The organism is Mesorhizobium sp. M0571, assembly GCF_040320985.1.
GTDB lineage: Bacteria > Pseudomonadota > Alphaproteobacteria > Rhizobiales > Rhizobiaceae > Mesorhizobium.
In genome coordinates this window covers 1-691 of the sequence record NZ_JAMYQT010000157.1, presented here as the reverse complement: position 1 = coordinate 691, position 691 = coordinate 1, and the positions used below count along the sequence as shown (strand labels likewise).

Here is a 691-nt window from a genome sequence, read left to right as displayed (position 1 = left end):
GGCGATGTCACGGTAACTTCTTGTGAGGAGTCGCTGGGGTAGACGCCGGTCCATGAATGACGCGCTCATCAGCTACAAACGCCACCGCTTTCCCGCCGAGATCATCGCCCATGCGGTGTGGCTATATTACCGGTTCCCATTGAGCCTGCGCCTGGTCGAGGAAATGCTGCTGGAGCGCGGCATCGTCGTCTCCTATGAAACGATCCGCCGTTGGGGGAAGAAGTTCGGGCCCGAGTACGTTCGCCGACTGCGCAGGAAGCGGCCCAGCCCCAACGATGTTTGGCACCTGGACGAAGTCCTCATCACCATCTCCGGCAAGAAACATTGGTTGTGGCGGGCTGTCGACCAGGATGGATATGTTCTCGATGAGATCGTCCAGAACCGCCGCAATACCAAGGCCGCCAAGCGCCTGCTCGCCAGGCTGCTGAAGAAACAGGGCCTCGCACCAAAGCGCATGATCACCGACAAGCTGCCTTCCTATGGAGCGGCGAAACGGCAGGTCATGCCGGATGTCGAGCACCGCGCGCACAAGGGCCTCAACAACAGGGCCGAGAATTCCCACGTGCCGCTGCGAAAGCGGGAGCGGACGATGCAGGGCTTCCGTTCGCCGGGAAGCCTGCAGCGCTTCGTCTCGATCTTCTCAGCCTTCCGTAATCTATTCGTCCCAGCCCGCTCAAAACGCTCCGCATTT

At 60.5% G+C, this 691-nt stretch carries 1 protein-coding gene; it reads left to right on the top strand.

All coding sequences use genetic code 11. The features are described from left to right. Positions 1 to 52 precede the first annotated feature (52 nt). On the top strand, positions 53 to 691 hold a 639-nt coding region (locus tag NKI85_RS37830), incomplete at its 3' end, for an IS6 family transposase (RefSeq protein ID WP_352781003.1).